Origin of the sequence: Gordonia asplenii (genome assembly GCF_012933505.1) — a bacterium.
GTDB classification, from domain to species: Bacteria; Actinomycetota; Actinomycetes; order Mycobacteriales; family Mycobacteriaceae; genus Gordonia; species Gordonia asplenii.
Map to the genome: position 1 here is coordinate 128,144 of NZ_JABBNB010000013.1, position 17,467 is coordinate 145,610.

The following is a 17,467-nucleotide window of genomic DNA, read 5'->3' on the forward strand; positions in this document are numbered from 1 at the left end:
GTGATGACCTTATGGAGTCAACTGTGGTGACCGAGTACCTCCGCCTCGGCCTGGCATTCGACCGCGTGGAGCCGGGTTTCGTCGACGCGTACACCGGTGATCCGAGGCTGCGTGCCGACGTCGAATCCGGTCCGCGGCCCGACCCGGCGGACCTCGCCCGGCGTGCCCGTGAACTGCGGTCACAGCTGCCCGGTGAGTTGTCTTCGGAGCGTGCGGCATTCGTCGAATCGCACCTGGTCGCGCTGGACTGCTCGGCCCGCAAGATGGCCGGGGACCACATCGGGTTCGTCGACGAAGTGCGAGCCTACTTCGATGTCGACATCGAACCCGCTGATCCGCAGGTGTATCGGGATGCGCACGCGCAGTTGGCCGCCGAGCTCGACGTCGCGGTGTCCGGCGTCGCCGACGCATATGCCGAGCATCGTCGACGCGATGAGATTCCGGCGAACCGGGTCGACGAGTGCGTGCACGCCTTCGCCAGTGCGCTGCGTGACCGCGTGCGTGCGGAATATCCGTTGCCGGACAACGAGATCGTCGACTTCGAGGTGGTGTCGGACAAACCGTGGAGCGGGTTCAACTACTACTTGGGCGAGTATCGTTCGCGGGTTGCGATCAACGGTGATCTGACGCAGTACATGTCGTCGCTGCCGCACCTCATCGCGCATGAGGCCTATCCGGGCCATCACACCGAGCATTGCCGCAAGGAGCAGTTCCTGGTAGGCGCGGGCCAGCACGAGCAGTCGATCTTCCTGGTGAACACGCCGCAGTGCCTGATGGCCGAAGGCCTCGCCGACCATGCGCTCATCGCCGCCGTCGGATCCGACTGGGGCGTGTGGGCCCAGGAGATCTACGCCGATCTGGGCCTGCGCTTCGACGGGGAACGGGCGCAGCGGGTGGGCCGCGCGACGTCGGGGTTGCTCTCGGTACGCCAGGACGCGGCACTTCTGCTGCACGACCGCGGCGCCGACGAGGACACCGTCGCCGAGTTCTTGCAGACATGGCTGCTGGCACCGCCGGCCCGCGCCCGGCAGATGCTGCGTTTTCTCACCTCACCCCTGTGGCGCGCCTACATCAGCACCTACGTCGAGGGCTACCGGTTGCTGCAGCGGTGGCTCGACGCCGCCCCGGCGTCGCAGCGCCTGGCACGATTCGGCCGGCTGCTCGACGAGCCGCTGACCCCGGCCGCGCTGCGCGGCGAACTGAATACCTAGACTTGAGGCCATGAGTGACGCAGTCTCCGCACAGTCCGTGAATTCGATGTCGCTGGCCGACCTTGACCCCGACGTCGCCGCGGCGATGAACGGCGAGCTGAGCCGCCAGCGCGACACCCTGGAAATGATCGCGTCGGAGAACTTCGTTCCGCGCGCCGTGCTGCAGGCCCAGGGCAGCGTGCTGACCAACAAGTACGCGGAGGGTTACCCGGGGCGCCGGTACTACGGCGGCTGCGAATACGTCGACGTCGTCGAGGACATCGCCCGAGACCGCGCGAAGGCGTTGTTCGGCGCCGACTTCGCCAATGTGCAGCCGCACGCCGGTGCACAGGCGAATGCCGCTGTGCTGCAAGCGCTGATGGAGCCGGGGGAGACCCTGCTCGGCCTCGATCTCGCCCACGGCGGCCACCTGACGCACGGCATGCGCCTCAACTTCTCCGGCAAGCTCTACGAGAACGCCTTCTACGGCGTGAGCAAGGAAGACTTCCGCATCGACATGGACGAGGTGCGCAAGATCGCCCTCGACACCAAGCCGAAGGTCATCGTCGCCGGATGGTCGGCCTATCCGCGCACCCTCGACTTCGAGGCGTTCCGGTCGATCGCCGACGAGGTCGGCGCCTACCTGTGGACCGACATGGCGCATTTCGCCGGTCTCGTCGCCGCGGGTCTGCACCCCAGCCCGGTGCCGCACTCCGACGTCGTGTCGTCGACGGTGCACAAGACCCTCGGCGGGCCGCGGTCGGGCATCATCCTCGGCAAGCAGGAGTGGGCCAAGAAGATCAACTCCGCGGTCTTCCCCGGCCAGCAGGGTGGCCCGCTGATGCATGTGATCGCGGGCAAGGCCGTCGCGCTGAAGATCGCGGGCACCGAGGAATTCGCCGAGAAGCAGCGCCGGACCCTGGAGGGTGCCGCGATCCTCGCCGATCGCCTGACCGGCGCCGACGTCGAGAAGGCAGGCGTGTCGGTCCTCACCGGCGGCACCGACGTGCACCTGGTGCTGGTGGATCTGCGTAACAGTTCGCTCGACGGCCAACAGGCTGAGGACCTGCTGCACCAGGTCGGCATCACCGTCAACCGCAACGCGGTGCCGTTCGACCCGCGCCCGCCGATGGTCACCTCCGGCCTGCGCATCGGTACGCCCGCGCTGGCGACGCGCGGTTTCGGAGCCGAACAGTTCACCGAGGTCGCCGACATCATCGGCACCGCGCTCGCCGCAGGACAGGGCGCCGACGTCTCCGCGCTGCGGGCCCGCGTCTCGCAGCTGGCGCTCGACTTCCCGCTCTACGACGGTCTGGAGTCGTGGGGCCTGATGAGTCGGATCTAGGGCATACTGGCGGCGTCGGAGGCATAGCCGCAGTTCACAACCCACTCTCCTCGTGTCGAGGAGAGTGGGTTTTTGCATGTGAGGCGTCACACACCGCTCGGTGACGACTTGCCGGAATAGATTGCATCATGCAACCTGTTGCATTCAGCAAGTAATTCCACAGACTATTTCTCCGATCCAGTAAGGAAGTCACATGTCCACCGCTGACACCGAGGTGCGGGCGACGCACCCGACGGCCGACGCCGCACCCGCGATGACGCACCGCGAAGTCCTGCAGGCCATGACCGGCCTGCTGGCCGGCCTGTTCACCGCACTGCTGTCGTCGACCATCGTCGCGACTGCGCTGCCCACGATCATCGCCGACCTCAAGGGCACCCAGACCCAGTACGCCTGGGTCATCACCGTCGCGCTGCTCGCCAACGCGGCGTCGACGCCGATCTGGGGCAAACTGTCGGACCTGTTCAACAAGAAGTTGCTGGTGCAGCTGTCGCTGGTGATCTTCGTCGCCGGCTCGCTGATCGCGGGTATCGCACACAATGTGCCGATCCTGCTGGTCGGACGCGTCGTGCAGGGCATCGGCATGGGCGGCCTGACCGCGCTGGCAGTCGCCATCATCGGTTCGATCGTCTCACCGCGCGATCGCGGTAGGTACTCCGGCTACATGGGTGCCGTGATGGCCGTGTCGATGTCGGGTGGCCCGATCCTCGGCGGCGTCATCGTCGACAGCCCGCTCGGCTGGCGCTGGTGTTTCCTGGTCTGCGTTCCGCTCGCGCTGATCGCGCTGGTGCTGCTGCAGAAGACGTTGCATATGACGACCGTCCGCAAGGATGACGCGTCCATCGACTGGTTCGGTGCGCTGCTGCTGACCGCCGGCGTGAGCGTGCTGCTGATCTGGGTCTCGTTCGCCGGCAAGGCCGACTACTACGCATGGTTCTCGATCCAGACCGCGATGATGGTCGGCGGCGGTATCGCACTGCTGGTCGCGACGGTCATCGTCGAATCGCGAGCCAAGTCGCCGATCATTCCGCTCAAGATCGTCACCGAGCGCACCACCGCGCTGGCCATCCTCGCCTCCATCAGCGTCGGCATCGGCCTGTTCGGCGCGACGACGTTCCTCGGTCAGTACTTCCAGACCGCACGCGGCTACTCGCCGACCGAGGCCGGCCTGCTGACCATTCCGATGGTGGTGGGTATGTTCGGCGGCTCGGTGGTCTCCGGTCAGTTGATCACGCGCTTCGGACATTGGAAGCCGTTCCTGCTCGGCGGTGCCACCGTGCTGATCGCGGGGTTCGCCCTGCTCGGCACGATCGATCACCAGACGTCGTTGATGCTGCTCGCCGTGTTCATGCTCCTGGTCGGGCTCGGTACCGGCATGCTGATGCAGAACCTGGTGCTGGCCGTCCAGAACACCGTGAGTGTGCAGAACATCGGCGCGGCGTCGGCGAACGTGGCCTTCTTCCGTACCTTCGGCGGTGCGATCGGCGTGTCCGTGCTGGGCTCGATCCTCGCGACCCGCGTCGCCGATCTGTCCCGCGACGGTCTCGCCAAGTTGGGCATCGACGCCGGTCACAGCGGTGGCGGGTCGCTGGATCTCAAGGCGCTGCCCGCGCCGGTCGCCGACGTGATCCGGGGATCCTACGGTGACGCGACCGCCACGATCTTCGTCGTCGCGGCCGCCTGCACCGTCGTGGCTCTTATCGCCGTCGCGTTGATCCCGAATCGTCCGTTGCGGACCACCGTCGACATCGAAGAGGTGCCCTTCGCAGAAGAGGCCGCCGTCGAGGTGGAAGCGGTCGCGGCCGGTTCGGCCCGCACGGCCGGGATTTAGGTTCGACGGCGTCGGCCGGTATCCTCGTGCACGTGACTGTACTGCCGCAAGACGAGTTGATCATCGCGCTGGAGAAGGCGCTCCCCGAGATCGCCGAGGAGCACGCGCAGATCGCGACCCCGTGGAACCCGCACGACTGGGTTCCCTGGGACGCCGGACGCAACTTCGCGTTCCTCGGCGGCGACGACTGGGACCCGTCGCAAGGCACCATGTCCGAGGAAGTGCGCGCGGCCACGCTGGCGCTGCTGCTGACCAAGGACAACCTGCCGTCCTATCACCGGGTGCTGGCGATTCACTTCCCGGCGTTCTCCGACTGGCGTCAGCTGGTCGGCGTGTGGACCGCGGAGGACAACCGCCACGCGATCGTGCTGCGCGACTTCCTCGTCGTGACCCGCGCGATCGATCCGCTCGACGCGGAGGAGCGGCGCCTGCATCACGTCACGCAGGGTTACCGCCAGCACACCGAAAAGGTCGTCGGGCTCAGCCCGCTCGACACGCTCGCGTTGATGGCCGTACACGAGAACCAGTGCGTGGCCTTCATCGAGAAGCTGTCGGCCGTCGTCGACGATGACGTCTACAAGCAGATTCTCGCGAAGATCTCCGGCGACGACGCCGCGCAGGCGCGGACCTTCGGTTCGTTCCTGAACGCGGGCCTGATCGCCGATCAGGACGCGACGGTCGTCGCGATCGACGAAGCCCTGGCGAAGCTGGAGCCGATCGGCTCCGACGTCACCGACTTCGCGCCGGAGTGGGCGCTGATCTCCGACTACGAGAACGACGCCACGAAGGCGAAGATCGCGGCGACATTCGTCGACCAGTTGAAGCTGAATTCGGTTGCCGGACTGTCCGATGAGGCCGAGTCCGCACGCCAGCGAATCCTGGCCCTCGCGGCAGGCTAGTTGGCTTCAGGTTAACGCAGATTTCACGACAACACGCCCCTTACGAGTCATCTCGTAGGGGGCGTCGGCGTACCTTGGGCCTTGATGGATTGCGGGGAAGCCGTCCATCCGGAAGGTTCGAATCGTGGTAGCGAAACGCGCAGCGAGAGGACCGGCCCCGGTTCTCGTTCGAGTTGTCCTCACGGCAGCGACGAACTAGGAACCGACCGGTCACAGCACAAAGCGTGTGTGCGGGCGCCGTGCACACTAGGAGCCCTGACGTGACCATTCGCACCTACGTCCTCGACACCTCCGTGCTACTGTCCGACCCTTGGGCCGTAACACGTTTCGACGAGCACCACGTCGTATTGCCGCTGGTTGTCATCAGCGAACTCGAGGGCAAACGCCATCACCACGAACTAGGCTGGTTCGCGCGTGAGGCACTCCGGTTGCTCGACGATCTGCGTCTCGAGCATTCCCGCCTGGATCTGCCGATTCCGATCGGTGACGCGGGCGGGACCCTGCAGGTGGAGCTCAACCACACCGATCCGTCGGTGTTGCCGTCCGGCTTCCGGACCGATGACAATGACTCGCGAATCCTGGCCTGCGCGTTGAATCTTCGCGCCGAGGGCAAGGCCGTGACGTTGGTGTCGAAGGACACGCCGCTGCGCGTCAAGGCCGGCGCGGTGGGATTGTCGGCGGACGAGTATCACGCACAGGATGTGGTGGTGTCGGGATGGTCGGGGATGACCGAGCTGGAAGTGGAGCCCGCAGCGGTCAACGCATTGTTCGCCGACGGGGTCATCGACGTCGACCTTGCGCGGGACCTGCCCTGCCACACCGGAATTCGGCTGGTGGCCAACGGATCGTCGGCGTTGGGGCGGGTGACTCCGACCAAACAGGTGCAACTGGTACGGGGTGACCGGGAGGCGTTCGGCCTGCACGGCCGGTCGGCCGAGCAGCGGGTGGCGCTGGATCTGTTGCTCGACGACAGTGTGGGAATCGTGTCGCTGGGCGGCAAGGCGGGTACCGGTAAGTCGGCACTGGCCTTGTGCGCCGGTCTGGAGGCGGTGCTGGAGCGGCGGACGCAGCGCAAGGTTGTGGTCTTCCGCCCACTGTATGCCGTTGGCGGACAACAACTCGGGTACTTGCCGGGCGGTGCGGACGAGAAGATGGGACCGTGGGCGCAGGCCGTCTACGACACCCTCGAGGGGCTGGCGTCGCCGGAAGTCATCGAGGAGGTGCTCAGCCGCGGAATGCTGGAGGTGTTGCCGCTCACCCACATTCGCGGTCGTTCATTGCATGATTCGTTCGTCATCGTCGACGAGGCGCAGTCGCTGGAACGCAATGTGCTGCTGACGGTGTTGTCGCGCTTGGGAACTGGCTCGCGCGTGGTCCTCACGCACGATGTGGCACAGCGGGACAATCTGCGCGTGGGCAGGCACGACGGGGTGGCGGCGGTGATCGAGAAGCTCAAGGGGCACCCGTTGTTCGCACATGTGACGTTGACCCGCAGCGAGCGGTCGGCGATTGCGGCGCTGGTCACCGACATGCTGGAGGAGTTCGCGCCGGGAGCGTAGCGAGCGGGCGAAAGTCGACACCGTCGCGCCGGGAGCGTAGCGAGCGGGCTCGCTGCTTATGCCGGTACTCTCGCGCAGGTGAACGGAACTGTGTTTGTGGGACCGGACGACGGTGATGTGACGATCGGCACCGGGGTGGCCGGCCCCGGTGCCAAGGCGGGCCATCGGTTGATCATCGGGTTCGAATCATGGTCGGGGAGTGTGACTTTCGTCGACGACGTACCGTCGGCGGTGGGTTTGACGGTCGACGTCGACTCGCTGTCGGTGGTGCGCGGCGAGGGCGGCGTGACGCCGTTGAGCGGCCCGGAGAAGCTGGTGGTCCGTTCGAATGCGCTGAAGTCGTTGCAGGCCAAGAAGTTTCCGCAGATCGGATTCGTCGGCGACGCGATCGACGTGATCGACGGCGGGTACCGGGTGACGGGCGCGCTGACGATCTGCGGTGAGAGCGTCGAGCATTCGGTGGATGTCGGGGTCGTGGACGACGGTGACGGGTGGCGGCTGTCGGCATCGACGTCGGTGCGGCACAGCGACGTTGGGCTCAAGCCGTTCTCGCTGATGATGGGAACGCTGAAGGTTGCCGACGAGGTTCGGGTGGAGTTCGCGGCGCGGCTGTCGGGCGGATTGGGCGACGCGCCCTAGGAGACGAGGTCGGATGGAGTCAGTGTCACGGTGAACGGGGCGATGGCGGTCCACGATGTTCCCGGGCGCACCGTCGCGACGACCGCGTAGGCGTCGCCGGACAGTTCATGTGCGATGACGGTTCCGTCCTGTTCGACGCGCCAGTAGTGCTCGATGCGCGCTTCGGCGGATTTTGGCACCTGACTGTGCGACCGCTCACGTCGGTGACCAGATCAACACTCGCTTGTGACTCTCACGTGACTTATCGGCGTCGAACCGCTGGCACACTTGAGTGGTGCTGAAGTTATTTGTGAGACAAATGAGGTTGTTGGGACTCGTGGTGTTCGCGGCCATCGCGTCGCTGGTCGCGATTCCCGCCACCGCATCGGCTGCCCCGTCGATTCCGAACCTGCCCACCAACATCGGTGGTGGCACACTTGTCGACTCGGTGCTCAACACCCTCGCCGGACTCGGCGGTACGTCGTCGAAGACGACGCAGATGATCGTCGTGACCGCGCCCAAGGCCGCTGACACGAAGGCCACGCTGACGGCGTTCGAGAAGGGCACCGACGGCAAGTGGGTCACGGTCGCCGGGCCGGTTCCGGCCTTCCTGGGATCGCAGGGCATGGGCCAGCCGAAAGACAACGTCCCGCGCACGCCCGAGGGCACCTTCTCGCTGGACCAGGCGTTCGGCCGCGATGCGAACCCGGGCACCAAGATGCCGTACTTCCAGGCGACCAAGGACGACTGGTGGGATTCGAATATGAAGTCCCCGACGTACAACACCCACGTCAAGGGTAAGAATCCGGGCGGCGACAGCGAGAACCTGTACGACTCCGGACCGGTCTACGACTACGCGGTCAACATCGCGAGCAACCCGCAGCGCACCCCCGGCAAGGCATCGGCGATGTTCCTGCACGTCACCAACGGTGAGCCGACTCAGGGATGTGTGGCCATCGACAAGGAGACGATGAAGAAGATCCTCGTCTGGCTCGACCCGGAGAAGGACCCGAAGATCACCATCGGCGTCAACAAGGGCGCACCGACCGCAGACGCTCCGAACACCACCACACCGGGCGGCGCCAACTCCAACGGCATCATCACCGGCCTGGCGAACAGCGCGTTGAGCCTGATCCCCTCGATCCTGGGCACGGCGACCGGAAGCTAGAACTGAGACCCTCGACTTCGGTGCGAGAACAGGTCCTCGGCGCGACTGCGTCGGGGACCTGTTTGATGGAGTGGTCCGACGCTCAGGCTCGACCCTCGCGCACCAACTCGAACGCGCTCGCTACCGCACCGCCGAAGTCCTCGCGCGGTTTTGCCATCATGGCGACCTGCTTGCGCGCCTGCTCGCGCACGGGCGTCTGCGGATCCAGTACCGAGAGGTAGCGGTCATGGGCGGCAAGGGAATTCACCGCCGTCTCGACAAAATCGCCGACTTCGACGGCGTGCGTCGCCGACGGCCCGTTGACGAACAGCCACCTCGGTGGGGTGGCCATCGAGTCCCACGCCTGTACGACGGCCGCCGTGAACTCCATGTGGTCGCGCTGGTTGGGCATCCCCGGCGCCCATTCGGCGCCACCGTAACCGGTGATCACGACGTCGGGCCGCAGGCGCGTGATCGTCTCGACGACCTTGGCCCGCAGTTGCCCGGTGTTGCGGATGTCGCTGTCGGGGAAACCCCAGAACTCGACGTGGTCGACGCCGACGACCGCAGCCGACGCGCGCTGCTCCCCCTCCCGCAGAGGACCGCACTCCGCGGGAGCGAGGCCCTCGATGCCGGCCTCGCCGCTGGAAGCCAAGGCGTAGAACACCTTTCGGCCTTCACTTGTCCAGCGAGCGACGGCGGCCGACATCCCGTATTCGGGGTCGTCGGGGTGTGCGACCAGGATGAGGGCCGTCGAGAAGTCGGTGGGGAAGTCGAGCAGCGCGGTCATGCAGGCGACGTTACGCCCCGGCGTCGACGATCGGTGGATTACCGCTCGCGGTCGAGATTGGCCATCTTCAGCACGTCGAGGCGCGAGTCGAGTTCCGCCTCGGTCAGCGTGTCGCCGATCAGGCCGCGGTCGATGACGGTCTGCCGGATCGTCTTGCCCTCCTTGAGCGCCTGCTTGGCGACCGCCGCGGCCTCTTCGTACCCGATCGCGGAGTTGAGCGGTGTCACGATCGACGGCGAGCTCTCGGCGAGTGTGCGGAGGCGATCCTCATGTGCCACCAGGCCGCTGATGCACCGATCGGCGAACAGGCGCGAGACATTCGCCAGCAACTTGAGTGATTCCAGCACGTTACGAGCCATCATCGGGATGTAGACGTTCAATTCGAAAGCGCCGTTGCCACCACCCCAGGTGACAGCGGCGTCGTTACCGATGACCTGAGCGGCGACCTGCGTAACCGCCTCCGGCAGAACCGGATTCACCTTGCCCGGCATGATGGAACTGCCCGGCTGGAGGTCGGGGAGCGAGATCTCGCCCAGCCCGGTGAGCGGCCCCGAGCCCATCCACCGCACGTCGTTGGCGATCTTCGTCAACGACACCGCGATCGTCTTGAGCTGGCCGGACAATTCCACGAGGCCGTCGCGCGCCGCCTGCGCCTCGAAATTATCGGCAGCCAGTGACAATGCGTCGACGCCGGTGAGCTTGATCAGCTCGGCGGTCACCCTGGTGCCGAAACCGTTGGGCGCGTTGAGCCCGGTACCGACCGCGGTTCCACCGATCGGAAGTTCGCCGACGCGCGGCAGCGTCGAGGTGACGCGCTCGATGCCGGCCTGCACCTGGCGGGCGTACCCGCCGAACTCCTGACCGAGGGTCACCGGGACCGCGTCCATGAGGTGGGTACGGCCGCTCTTGACGACGGTGCGCCATTGCCCCGCTTTGTCGGCGAGCGCTTCGCGAAGATGCTCCAGAGCCGGAATCAGGTCTGTCACAACGGCTTCGGTGGCCGCGACATGAGTCGCGGTGGGGAAGGTGTCATTCGACGACTGCGACATGTTGACGTCGTCGTTGGGATGTATGTCGACGCCGCCCGCTTTGGCGATCGACGCGATCACCTCGTTGGCGTTCATGTTGGAGCTCGTACCCGACCCGGTCTGGAAGACGTCGATCGGGAACTGATCGTCGTGCTTCCCGTCGGCGATCTGGATCGCCGCGGCGATGATGGCGTCGGCCTTCACGGCGTCGAGCAACCCGAGATCCTTGTTGACCTGCGCGCACGCCGCTTTGAGCAGACCCATCGCGCGGATCTGGGTGCGCTCGAGCGGTCGGTGGCTGATCGGGAAGTTCTCCACCGCACGCTGTGTCTGCGCTCGCCACAGGGCGTCGACGGGAACCTTCACCTCGCCCATGGTGTCGTGCTCGATGCGGTACTCGGTCATCGTCGGCGCTCCTCGATCTCGAAAGCTGATTAGGTTTACCTAACCCTACGCCGGGGGTCAGGTGCCGACCTCGGCCGGCTACCGCTCCTTCGAGCGGATGCGTACGCCACCCAGCGGCACGGTCACCGCGCCGCCGGGGTCGGTGAAGAAATCGTTGCCCTTGTCGTCGACGACGATGAACGCCGGGAAATTCTCGACGTCGATCTTCCAGACCGCTTCCATACCGAGTTCGGGATACTCGATGACTTCCTGACTCTTGATGCAGTCGAGGGCCAGTCGTGCAGCGGGCCCGCCGATCGAGCCGAGGTAGAAGCCACCGTGCGCGTCGCACGCCTGAGTGACCTGCTTGGAGCGGTTTCCCTTGGCCAGCATGACCATCGAGCCGCCCGCGGCCTGGAACTGCTCGACGTAGGAGTCCATCCGGCCGGCCGTCGTCGGGCCGAAGGAGCCCGACGCCATCCCTTCCGGAGTCTTGGCGGGGCCGGCGTAATACACCGGGTGGTCGCGCAGGTACTGCGGCATCGGCTCGCCGGCGTCGAGGCGTTCCTTGATCTTCGCGTGCGCGATGTCGCGGGCGACGACCAGCGGGCCGGTGAGCGACAACCGGGTCTTCACCGGGTACTGGGAGAGCTGTTCGAGGATCTCCGACATCGGGCGGTTGAGATCCACCTCCACCACCTCGCCGCCCGAAATGTCTTCTGCGACACCGGCTGCGGGCATGTACTTGGCCGGGTCGGTCTCGAGTTGTTCGAGGAATACCCCGTCGGCGGTGATCTTGCCGAGCGCTTGGCGGTCGGCCGAACACGACACCGCGATGGCCACCGGACACGACGCGCCGTGCCGGGGCAGTCGCACGACGCGGACGTCGTGGCAGAAGTACTTGCCGCCGAATTGCGCGCCGATGCCGAATGACTGCGTCAGCTTGAAGACCTCTTCTTCGAGTTCGAGGTCGCGGAACCCGTGCGCCGACATCGAGCCCTCGGTCGGCAGATTGTCGAGGTAGTGCGCCGAGGCGTACTTCGCGGTCTTCAGTGCGAACTCGGCCGACGTTCCGCCGATGACCACCGCGAGGTGATACGGCGGGCAGGCCGCGGTGCCGAGCGAGCGGATCTTCTCGTCGAGGAAGCTGCGCATCCGCGCCGGATTGAGGATCGCCTTGGTCTCCTGGAACAGGAACGACTTGTTGGCGCTGCCGCCGCCCTTGGCCATGAACAGGAACTTGTACTCCGGTCCCTTCGGCCCCTGCTCGGTCGCATAGATCTCGATCTGGGCGGGCAGGTTGTTGCCGGTGTTCTTCTCGTCGTAGGTGGTCAGCGGCGCCAGCTGCGAGTAGCGCAGGTTGAGCTTGGTGTAGGCGTCGTAGACCCCGCCGGAGATCGCCAGCGCGTCGTCGGCGCCGGTGAGCACGCCTTCGCTCTTCTTGCCCATCACGATGGCGGTGCCGGTGTCCTGGCACATCGGCAGCACACCGCCCGCCGAGATGTTGACGTTCTTGAGGAGATCGAGCGCCACGAAGCGGTCGTTGCCGGAGGCTTCGGGGTCGTCGATGATCTTGCGCAGCTGGCCGAGATGGGCCGGGCGCAGGTAGTGGCTGATGTCGTGCATCGCTTCGGCCGTCAGCTGGCGGATCACCGCCGGATCGACCTTGAGGAACGTCTGGCCGTCGACCGAAAACGTCGACACCCCTTCCGTCGTGATCAGACGGTAAGGGGTGTCGTCGGCGCCGATCGGCAGCAGGTCAGAGTAGTCGAACTCGGGAGCTGGGGCTGGTTCACTCACAAATGCCCATGCTATCGGCGGGTTCGCGACCCCAAATGGTAAGCGTTACCTTACAAATCGATGTTGGCGAACTCGCGCAGCTTCTCCATGCGGTGCACCGCCTCGATGCGCCGGACCGTGCCCGACTTGGAGCGCATGACCAGCGATCGCGTGGTCGCGCCGTTGGCGCGGTAGGTCACGCCGCGGAGCATGTCGCCGTTGGTGACGCCGGTCGCGCAGAAGAAGGTGTTCTCGCCGCCGACCAGGTCGTCGGTGCCCAGGACGCGGTCCAGATCGTGACCGGCGTCGATGGCCTTGCGTCGCTCGGCGTCGTCGCGCGGCCACAGCTTGCCCTGGATCTCGCCACCCATGCACTTCATCGCGACCGCGGTGATGATGCCCTCCGGGGTTCCGCCGATGCCCATCAGGATGTCCACCGAGCTGTAGTCGCCGGCGGCGGCGATCGCACCCGCGACGTCGCCGTCGGAGATGAGTCGAACCTTGGCTCCGGCGGCGCGGATCTCGCCGATCAGACTGGCGTGGCGGGGTCGGTCCAGCACGACGACGGTGACGTCGCCGACCTCGATGCCCTTGGCCTTCGCGACCGACGTCACGTTCCACTCGACCGATTTGTTGATGTCGATGGCGCCCTTGGCCTCGGGACCGACGGCGATCTTGTCCATGTAGAACACCGCCGACGGGTCGTACATCTTGCCGCGCTCGGCGAGTGCGATCACCGCGATCGAGTTGGGCCGGCCCTCGGCCATCAGGGTGGTTCCGTCGATCGGGTCGACGGCCACGTCGACCTCCGGCCCCTGACCGTTGCCGACCTCTTCGCCGTTGTAGAGCATCGGCGCTTCGTCCTTCTCACCCTCGCCGATCACGACGACGCCGCGCATCGACACGGTCGAGAGCAGCTCGCGCATCGCATCGACGGCCGCGCCGTCACCGCCGTTCTTGTCACCACGGCCGACCCAGCGTCCCGCGGCGAGGGCAGCGGCTTCGGTGACACGCACCAGTTCCATCGCGAGGTTGCGGTCGGGAGCTTGCTTGGGTGACGAATCGGACATTGGCGTCTCCTGATGCGGGTGAGAGTGGTCTAGATCATCCTGTCATCCCGCGTTGGGCTGTGGGCCATTGGCCTGGGATACTGGGCGGCATGGCAGCCAAACCCCGGATACTCAACAGCAGCAAAGACATGATCTGGTCGTTGATACCCCTGTTGCTGCTGTGCGTGTTCGTGGTCTTCGCGTCGCAGAACTGCTCGGTCGGCCTGCAGGGCAACGCCTCCGACGACCGACTGCCTCCGTTCGAACTGTCCGCGGCGTTGCGCGCCGACGCCGACACCATGCCGTTCCCGATTCGCCAGCCGCGGGTGCCGAACGCATGGAAACCCAACTCCGGTACCACCCAGGCGGTCGGCGACTCGACGTCGAGCAACGTCGGTTGGATCACCGACCACGGTGCATACATCCAGCTCACGCAGACCGCCGCGAAGGAAGAAGCTCTGGTGGCGCACCTGTCCGACCGCGGCACCGACGACGACAAGTCGAAACTGCTCGGCAGCGGAACACACGACGTCGACGGCCGGACCTGGGTCGTGTACCAGTCCGGTGACGCCACGAAGGCGTGGATCACCGACCTCGGCCAGGTGCGTATCGCCCTGATGTCCAAGGGGCCCGATTCCGATCTCACGACGTTGGCGCGCGCTGTGCAGTCGGCCCAACCGCTGGCGAAGCGGGGGTAGCGCGGGGAGCGGCCGCCTACTCGTCGTCGTCGGCGGCCAGCACCTTTTCGATCCGCTCGCGGGCTCCGGCGAGATGTTCCTCGCAGCGTTTGGCCAATGCTTCGCCGCGTTCCCAGAGGGACAGCGACGAGTCGAGGTCGAGGCCGCCGCGTTCCAGCGTAGCGACCACATCGATCAATTCGTCGCGGGCTGCCTCGTAGCCGAGGTCTTCGACGTGCGGGCGGTGATCGGTCACTGGTCTCCCTCGGTAGTGGTCACGGTAGCGGTCGCCGCGCCGTCGGCGACACGGATACGCAGCTGCGCGCCCGTCGGCATGTCGTCGCGCGAGGATACGACGTGGGGTTCGTCGGCGTCGACGCGCTGCACGACGGCGTAGCCGCGCGCGAGTGTCTGCGCGGGACCGAGGGTCGCCAGCCGCGCCGCGAGATGTTCGACGCGGGTCTGTGCGGTATCCACCGACCGGGTGACATCTCGGCGCAGCGTCGCACGCATCCGCTCGACGTCGGCCTGATGCTGATCGAGCAGGACCGTCGGTCGTGCGATCACCGGTCGACGGCGTAGTCCGTCGAGCCGGTGTTCTTCGCGGTGGACCCAGTTGCGCAGTGCCTGTGCGCTGCGGCGGCGAAGAGTGGCGACGGCGGCCAACTCGGCGGCGACGTCGGGGACCACGCGCTTGGCGGCGTCGGTGGGCGTGGCCGCGCGGACGTCGGCGACGAGGTCCAACAGGGGCGAGTCCGGTTCGTGGCCTATCGCCGAGATGACCGGGGTGGTGGCCGCCGCGACGGCCCGCAGCAGCGCTTCGTCGGAAAACGGAAGTAGATCTTCGACGCTGCCACCGCCGCGAGCGATGATGATCACGTCCACGGCGTCGTTCTCATCAAGTGCGGCAAGGTGTTTGAGGATCTGCGGGACCGCGGTGGTGCCCTGCACGGGGGCGTCGCGGATGTCGAAACGCACCGCGGGCCACCGGCTGGTCGCCACCGAGACGATGTCGCGCTGTGCCGCCGACGCGCGGCCGGTGATCACGCCGATTGTCTTGGGCAGGAACGGAATCGGGCGTTTCCGCCGGGAATCGAAGAGGCCCTCGGCGGCCATCAGCTGACGGAGGCGTTCGATGCGGACCAGGAGCTCTCCGACGCCGATCGGCCGAATATCGGTGACGCGCAACGACAATGTGGCCCGACCGGTGTAGAAGGACGGCCGCCCGGCCATCACCACCCGACTGCCCTCGGTCAACGGAACCGGACTGCGTGCGAGCAGGTCCGGTGAGCAGGTGACCGAAATCGAGATGTCGGCGGCCGGGTCACGCAGGGTCAGGAAGGCGACTCGGGTGCCCGGACGGCGATTGATCTGGGTCAGCTGGCCTTCCACCCAGATCTGCCCCAGACGGTGCACCCAGTCGGCGATCTTGGTGTTGACGGTCCGGACCGGCCACGGGTTGTCGGGCGAATTCGGCGCATCCGATGCTGCCACGTTGCGGCGCGGGCTACTTGTCGGACTTGGCGGTGATCCGGTTCTCCAGCATTGTCAGAAACGGCGTGCGGGCGCGGTTGGCCTTCTCGTGTTCGGCGAGGATGCGCAGGTCGTCGAGATCGATGCCGCGAATCTTGGCACGCAATTGGGCCAGGGTCATCGAGTCGTAGTCGAGGTCGGCGATGATTCCCTCGGACGGGGCGGCGTCGGTCGTCGACGTCGCGGTCGGCGCGGTGGTCGAGGAGACCACGTCGTCGGGCGTCGAACTGTAGAGCGCGAAGCGGCCGCTGGGGGCCGGGGACGCATCCTCGGGTGCCGAATCCCTGGGTGCGGCCGTCACCGACCTGGGAATGGTGACGACCGCGGGTGCGGACTCGATCTGCTCGTCCTCGTCGAAGACCGCCCAGCTCGGCTGTTCCTCGGCCTGGTTGAAGAGGCTGTCGAAGACGGCGTCGCCCTTGATCGCCAGTTCGGCGACGTTCTGTTGCAGCCGCATGCCGGCCTGCAGGGCCTGACTGACCGCGGTCATCGGGAAGGTCACCGCGTAGGTCGGCAGCTTCCGCGTCTCTTCGAGTGCGGTGACGAGCAGGCCTGCGGCGACGCGGGCGCCATACGGAGGACGGATCATGGTCTCAACTCTGCCATTAGTGTGTGACAGAGCCAACCGACGGCCCTGCCCGCGCTGATGCGCCGATAGTCCGGATCGGCACGTATCGTGGGAGGCATGTCTGAGCACAAACGTGTCCTGCTGGCGCAACCGCGTGGCTACTGCGCCGGTGTCGATCGCGCGGTGGAGACCGTCGAACGGGCGCTCGACAAGCACGGCGCACCGGTTTACGTCCGCAAGGAGATCGTCCACAACCGCCACGTCGTCGACACGCTGACCGAGCGTGGCGCGGTGTTCGTCGGCGAGACCGACGAGGTACCCGAGGGCGCGCTGGTGGTGTTCTCCGCCCACGGCGTTTCACCCGAGGTGCACAAAACGGCGGCGGCCCGCAGCCTGCGGACCATCGACGCGACCTGCCCGCTGGTCACCAAGGTGCATCAGGAAGCCAAGCGCTTCGCACGCGACGACTTCGACATCCTGCTCATCGGCCACGAGGGTCACGAAGAGGTCGAAGGCACCGCGGGCGAGGCTCCCGAACACATTCAGCTGGTCGACGGTCCCGACCACGTCGACGACGTCGTCGTGCGTGACGGCGCACCTCTGGTGTGGCTTTCGCAGACCACGCTGTCGGTCGACGAGACCATGGAGACCGTCAACCGTCTGCGCCAGAAATTCCCGCAGTTGCAGGATCCGCCGAGCGACGACATCTGCTACGCCACTCAGAACCGGCAGGTCGCGGTCAAAGCGATGGCACCGCACTGCGAACTGGTGATCGTCGTGGGCTCGCAGAACTCGTCCAATTCGCAGCGTCTGGTCGAGGTCGCGCTGCAGAACGGCGCGGATGCGTCCTATCTCGTCGACTACGCCCGCGAGATCGACGCGGCGTGGCTCGACGGCGTCACGACGGTCGGGGTGACCTCGGGGGCCTCGGTGCCCGAGGTATTGGTCCGCGGCGTCGTCGATCTGCTCGCCGAGCACGGTTTCGGCGACGTCGACACGGTGACCACCGCCAACGAGACACTGACCTTCGCCCTGCCGCGCGAACTGCGCCCCGCGCGCGGGTAGCCGACGCG

At 66.4% G+C, this 17,467-nt stretch carries 17 protein-coding genes; 9 read left to right on the forward strand and 8 right to left on the reverse strand.

Features of this window, described 5'->3' with window-relative positions:
- Positions 1-11 precede the first annotated feature (11 nt).
- The 6 genes from HH308_RS14235 to HH308_RS14260 all read left to right on the forward strand — a co-directional run bounded on the left by HH308_RS14235 (position 12) and on the right by HH308_RS14260 (position 7,460).
- A complete protein-coding gene (locus HH308_RS14235; RefSeq protein WP_170194875.1) occupies positions 12-1,211 on the forward strand; it encodes a DUF885 domain-containing protein in 1,200 nt (399 codons plus the stop codon).
- Between the two features lie 46 nt (positions 1,212-1,257).
- Positions 1,258-2,535, forward strand: coding sequence for a serine hydroxymethyltransferase (glyA, locus tag HH308_RS14240; RefSeq protein WP_170194922.1), 1,278 nt, complete (start codon positions 1,258-1,260; stop codon positions 2,533-2,535).
- 193 nt (positions 2,536-2,728) lie between these two features.
- The gene (locus tag HH308_RS14245) at positions 2,729-4,363 is read left to right on the forward strand and encodes an MDR family MFS transporter (protein ID WP_376767224.1); all 1,635 of its coding nucleotides are present in this window, start codon (positions 2,729-2,731) and stop codon (positions 4,361-4,363) included.
- 32 nt (positions 4,364-4,395) lie between these two features.
- Entirely contained in the window at positions 4,396-5,262 is an 867-nt protein-coding gene (locus tag HH308_RS14250) for an acyl-ACP desaturase (RefSeq protein ID WP_170194876.1), read from the forward strand.
- A gap of 260 nt (positions 5,263-5,522) precedes the next feature.
- Entirely contained in the window at positions 5,523-6,821 is a 1,299-nt protein-coding gene (gene phoH2 / locus HH308_RS14255; RefSeq protein WP_170194877.1) for an RNA 5'-3' helicase PhoH2, read from the forward strand.
- Positions 6,822-6,899: 78 nt separating this feature from the next.
- The gene (locus HH308_RS14260; protein WP_170194878.1) at positions 6,900-7,460 is read left to right on the forward strand and encodes a YceI family protein; all 561 of its coding nucleotides are present in this window, start codon (positions 6,900-6,902) and stop codon (positions 7,458-7,460) included.
- Here the strand turns inward: HH308_RS14260 and HH308_RS14265 are convergent.
- Complete coding sequence (locus HH308_RS14265; RefSeq protein WP_170194879.1) at positions 7,457-7,639, reverse strand: hypothetical protein; 183 nt, start codon at positions 7,637-7,639, stop codon at positions 7,457-7,459. The two genes, HH308_RS14260 and HH308_RS14265, sit on opposite strands and share 4 nt — an antisense overlap.
- A gap of 119 nt (positions 7,640-7,758) precedes the next feature.
- On the opposite strand from HH308_RS14265, the gene HH308_RS14270 reads away from it, so the two are divergent.
- Positions 7,759-8,607, forward strand: a complete 849-nt coding sequence (locus tag HH308_RS14270) for a L,D-transpeptidase family protein (RefSeq protein WP_170194880.1) — start codon at positions 7,759-7,761, stop codon at positions 8,605-8,607.
- Between the two features lie 82 nt (positions 8,608-8,689).
- Here HH308_RS14270 and HH308_RS14275 read toward each other — a convergent pair whose 3' ends face one another.
- From HH308_RS14275 to glpX, 4 genes are all read right to left on the reverse strand, one after another.
- Complete coding sequence (locus HH308_RS14275; protein WP_170194881.1) at positions 8,690-9,376, reverse strand: PIG-L deacetylase family protein; 687 nt, start codon at positions 9,374-9,376, stop codon at positions 8,690-8,692.
- A 38-nt stretch (positions 9,377-9,414) separates the two neighbouring features.
- Complete coding sequence (locus HH308_RS14280) at positions 9,415-10,809, reverse strand: class II fumarate hydratase (protein WP_170194882.1); 1,395 nt, start codon at positions 10,807-10,809, stop codon at positions 9,415-9,417.
- Positions 10,810-10,887: 78 nt separating this feature from the next.
- Positions 10,888-12,588, reverse strand: coding sequence for a fumarate hydratase (locus HH308_RS14285; protein ID WP_170194883.1), 1,701 nt, complete (start codon positions 12,586-12,588; stop codon positions 10,888-10,890).
- A gap of 50 nt (positions 12,589-12,638) precedes the next feature.
- Positions 12,639-13,637, reverse strand: coding sequence for a class II fructose-bisphosphatase (glpX, locus tag HH308_RS14290; protein ID WP_170194884.1), 999 nt, complete (start codon positions 13,635-13,637; stop codon positions 12,639-12,641).
- An 89-nt stretch (positions 13,638-13,726) separates the two neighbouring features.
- Here glpX and HH308_RS14295 point away from each other — a divergent pair, with 89 nt between their 5' ends.
- On the forward strand, positions 13,727-14,314 hold the full coding sequence (locus HH308_RS14295) for a DUF4245 domain-containing protein (protein WP_170194885.1): 588 nt from the start codon (positions 13,727-13,729) through the stop codon (positions 14,312-14,314).
- A gap of 16 nt (positions 14,315-14,330) precedes the next feature.
- Here the strand turns inward: HH308_RS14295 and HH308_RS14300 are convergent, their stop codons facing one another.
- Genes HH308_RS14300 through HH308_RS14310 form a run of 3 tightly spaced genes read right to left on the reverse strand, consistent with a single transcriptional unit; the run spans position 14,331 to position 16,415 of the window.
- Entirely contained in the window at positions 14,331-14,549 is a 219-nt protein-coding gene (locus tag HH308_RS14300) for an exodeoxyribonuclease VII small subunit (RefSeq protein ID WP_170194886.1), read from the reverse strand.
- Entirely contained in the window at positions 14,546-15,787 is a 1,242-nt protein-coding gene (gene xseA / locus HH308_RS14305) for an exodeoxyribonuclease VII large subunit (protein WP_170194887.1), read from the reverse strand. The genes HH308_RS14300 and xseA overlap by 4 nt, the downstream gene beginning before the upstream one ends.
- A gap of 13 nt (positions 15,788-15,800) precedes the next feature.
- Positions 15,801-16,415: a lipid droplet-associated protein gene (locus tag HH308_RS14310; protein ID WP_170194888.1), complete on the reverse strand. Its 615-nt coding sequence runs from the start codon at positions 16,413-16,415 to the stop codon at positions 15,801-15,803.
- A gap of 96 nt (positions 16,416-16,511) precedes the next feature.
- On the opposite strand from HH308_RS14310, the gene HH308_RS14315 reads away from it, so the two are divergent.
- A complete protein-coding gene (locus tag HH308_RS14315) occupies positions 16,512-17,459 on the forward strand; it encodes a 4-hydroxy-3-methylbut-2-enyl diphosphate reductase (RefSeq protein WP_170194889.1) in 948 nt (315 codons plus the stop codon).
- The last annotated feature ends 8 nt before the right edge of the window (positions 17,460-17,467 follow it).

Bases quoted from the DNA above. Each gene is read 5' to 3' on its own strand.
- HH308_RS14235 (WP_170194875.1), top strand. From the start codon at position 12: ATGGAGTCAACTGTGGTGACCGAGTACCTCCGCCTCGGCCTGGCATTC.
- glyA (WP_170194922.1), top strand. From the start codon at position 1,258: ATGTCGCTGGCCGACCTTGACCCCGACGTCGCCGCGGCGATGAACGGC.
- HH308_RS14245 (WP_376767224.1), top strand. From the start codon at position 2,729: ATGTCCACCGCTGACACCGAGGTGCGGGCGACGCACCCGACGGCCGAC.
- HH308_RS14270 (WP_170194880.1), top strand. From the start codon at position 7,759: ATGAGGTTGTTGGGACTCGTGGTGTTCGCGGCCATCGCGTCGCTGGTC.
- HH308_RS14275 (WP_170194881.1), bottom strand. From the start codon at position 9,376: ATGACCGCGCTGCTCGACTTCCCCACCGACTTCTCGACGGCCCTCATC.
- HH308_RS14280 (WP_170194882.1), bottom strand. From the start codon at position 10,809: ATGACCGAGTACCGCATCGAGCACGACACCATGGGCGAGGTGAAGGTT.
- glpX (WP_170194884.1), bottom strand. From the start codon at position 13,637: ATGTCCGATTCGTCACCCAAGCAAGCTCCCGACCGCAACCTCGCGATG.
- HH308_RS14295 (WP_170194885.1), top strand. From the start codon at position 13,727: ATGGCAGCCAAACCCCGGATACTCAACAGCAGCAAAGACATGATCTGG.
- HH308_RS14310 (WP_170194888.1), bottom strand. From the start codon at position 16,415: ATGATCCGTCCTCCGTATGGCGCCCGCGTCGCCGCAGGCCTGCTCGTC.
- HH308_RS14315 (WP_170194889.1), top strand. From the start codon at position 16,512: ATGTCTGAGCACAAACGTGTCCTGCTGGCGCAACCGCGTGGCTACTGC.